Genomic DNA, 3,211 nt, shown 5'->3' on the forward strand with positions numbered 1-3,211 from the left:
TGTTCTACAGGCGCCGAATGAGGCTCAACAGGAAGATTACACTGGAAAACGAAAGATACAGGCAATTATACGACTTATCCAATGAATATATATTTGAATATAGTTTCGAAAAGGACGAGATGGCGTTTTCGGAGCGCAGCGCGCGTTTGTTTGCTTCTGAGAGAGTGGTCAGTCACTATTTTTCGCATCTGGAACTGGAATTGGGAGAAGGCCAAGACATCAAGGCATCCTTTGATAAGCTCAAGGAAGATGGCAGCATTGTAGAAGATGTGCAGGTCAGGATGCCGGACGGATTGCTGCATTGGCTTCGTATTACCGCAAAGGCGGTGTATGATCCGGAAGGAAAGCCGATTTTAGCGATCGGCAAGATACTGGATGTGCAGCAGGAGCGGGAGGAAATGGACAGGCTGGTCGCCCAGGCGCAAAACGACAGTCTGACGAATATTTATAACGCTGCCGCGTGCAGGGAGAAAGTGGACGAGTATCTGAGGCAGGATGAAAACGATAAGGGCGGAGTCTTGCTGGTGCTGGATATTGATCACTTCAAGAGCACCAACGACCGCTATGGTCACTATACGGGCGACCAGGTGCTGATACAGACAGCGGCGGTGTTAAAGTCGGTTTTCCGTGAGGACGATGTGGTCGGACGGCTGGGCGGCGACGAATTCTGTGTGTTTATAAAAGGCGTGCAGGACAAAGAGACTGTGCGGCACAAATATGAAGAAGTGCGTGAAAAACTTAACACAAAGGTCAAGCTTGAAGGTAGCGTGATGACGGTAAGCGTGGGCGCCGCCTTTGCAGGAAAAGGACAAAGCTTTACGGAAATATACAAAAAAGCGGACGCGGCGTTGTATGTTGTCAAGGAGCGCAGCAGGGACGGAATAGACATCGTGTGAACACTGTGAAGGGTATCATGCAAGACGTGAGCGAAAAGCTCACGTCTTGTTTTTTTACGGATGTCAAGCAAGGGTGTGTATGTAAACTTTATGAAAAGTCCTATACTTTTAAGGAGGATAACTATATAATAATAATAACCAATCAAGCGATGGAGAATGGCCTATGAAAAGGGGAAGCGGGGTACTATTACATATCACATCCTTACCATCCCCGTACGGGATCGGTACGCTTGGACAAGCGGCATACGACTTTGTTGACGCGCTTTATGAGGCGAAGCAGTCGTATTGGCAGATGCTGCCTACACCGCCGACAGGCTATGCGGACAGTCCGTATCAGGGGCTTTCTGCTTTTGCCAACAATCCATATTTGATCGACCTTGATCTTTTGATCGAAGAAGGGCTTCTGCAAAAAGAAGATGTTGCGCCGCTTGTAACGGACAAGCAGGGCGTCGCCCTTTTCAAAGAGCAGCTTACCTACAAAGATGATATCTTAAAAAAGGCTTACCGCAACGGAGTCGAAACATTTAAAGATGAATTTACCGGATACAAGTACGCGAATGCCGACTGGTTGTTTGACTATTCGCTGTTTGCCGTATTCCGCAAACAGTTCCGTTCGCAGGGGTATTTTGACTGGGACGAAAAAGTAGCGAGGCGCGACCAGGCAGCGGTGATGCGGCTGGCGCAGGAGCACGAGGAAGAGATCGAAGCGGTTCGCTTTGCACAATTTCTGTTTGAAAAGCAGTGGCTCGCGCTGAAGGAATATGCGAACGCGAAAGGGATCAGCCTGATCGGTGATATCCCCATCTATGTTTCTTATGATTCGGACGCCATGTGGGCGCATCCGGAGCTGTTTTTGCAAAATGATATGGTGGCGGGAACGCCGCCCGACTGCTTCAGCAAGCAGGGACAGATGTGGGAAAACCCGCTTTATGACTGGGACTATATGAAGGAGCATGGATTTGCGTGGTGGATCGAGCGTGTGCGCCGGTGCTTTGTGTTTTTTGATATCATCCGCATTGACCATTTTCGTGGATTCGAATCGTTCTATGCCATTCCTAAGGACAAAAAGCCGAAGGACGGGCAGTGGATGAAGGGGCCGGGGCACGACCTGTTTGAGGCGATCAAACGAGAGGTACCCTGTCCGTCGATCATTGCGGAAGATCTGGGCCTAATCACACAAGAGGTGCGCGACTTTTTAGGAAAATGTGGCTTCCCAGGGAATAAGGTATTGCAGTTTGCGTTCGGCGAGCAGAACAGCGAACATCTGCCGCATAATTATCCGCACCATTGCGTGGCCTATACGGGAACGCACGACAATGATACGGTCAAAGGGTGGTTTTCGCATCTTGGCGATGAGGAAAAAGGGCGATTGTTTGCCTATGTTGGACGTGAGTGCACCCAAAACGAAGCGGCGGCAGAGCTTATGCGGCTTGTGATGATGAGTGTTGCGGATATTTGCATCATACCGATGCAGGATGTTCTCAATTTGGGCGCTTCGGCGCGTATGAACTATCCTGGGCGTGCGCTCGGATACTGGAAATGGCGTATGAAACCAGGGGCTTTTTCAGGAAAAGCCGTCACGCAGCTGCGGGAAATGACAGAGCTTTACGGACGCGTATGTGAGGAGCAAAAACTGGCGGAAGCCGTTTGTATTTAGAAAAATGTGATGGAGGAATAAAGAATGAAAATCGACTTTAACAACATGCTGGCAAAAAATGTGGGAGAACACGGACTTACGGATGATCAGATCAAAAAGATGAGCGGGAAGCTCGCGATGGTGCACCGTAATATGAACGATAAAAAAGCTTCCATGGCATGGCGTGCTTTGCCATATAACCAAAAAGAGATCGTAAAAGATATGGAGGCGGAAGCGAAGCGCATCAATGCGAACTTTGAGAACTTTGTCGTATTGGGGATCGGCGGCAGCGCACTTGGATCAAAGGCGCTGTTTACCGGTACAAAGCATTTGAAATACAATGAAATTCCGCAGGAAAAACGCGGCGGTGCACGCTTTTATGTGGTGGATAACGTAGACCCGGATGGCATCAATGCGCTGCTTGATGTGATCGATATCAAAAAGACGTGCTTTCACGTGATCACCAAAAGCGGGAACACGGTCGAGACGATGTCGCAGTTTATGATCGTTCTTGCAAAACTCAAGGAAGAATTAGGCGACAATTATAAAGACAATATCGTGATCACCACGGACAAAGAAAACGGGATCATGAAAAAAATATCCAACCAGTACGGGTTCAAAACATACACTGTACCGGACGGTGTGGGCGGACGTTTTTCTGTGCTGTGTCCGGTCGGTC

At 48.9% G+C, this 3,211-nt stretch carries 2 protein-coding genes and 1 pseudogene; all 3 read left to right on the forward strand.

The window, feature by feature from the left end; all coding sequences use genetic code 11:
- On the forward strand, positions 1–896 hold an 896-nt coding region (locus VB081_RS04520; protein ID WP_323399655.1), incomplete at its 5' end, for a diguanylate cyclase.
- A gap of 163 nt (positions 897–1,059) precedes the next feature.
- Positions 1,060–2,553: a 4-alpha-glucanotransferase gene (gene malQ, locus VB081_RS04525; RefSeq protein ID WP_323399656.1), complete on the forward strand. Its 1,494-nt coding sequence runs from the start codon at positions 1,060–1,062 to the stop codon at positions 2,551–2,553.
- Positions 2,554–2,577: 24 nt separating this feature from the next.
- A pseudogene (locus VB081_RS04530) lies at positions 2,578–3,211 on the forward strand (glucose-6-phosphate isomerase); the annotation flags it as partial.

This window comes from Christensenella sp. (genome assembly GCF_034927525.1).
GTDB lineage: Bacteria > Bacillota > Clostridia > Christensenellales > Christensenellaceae > Christensenella.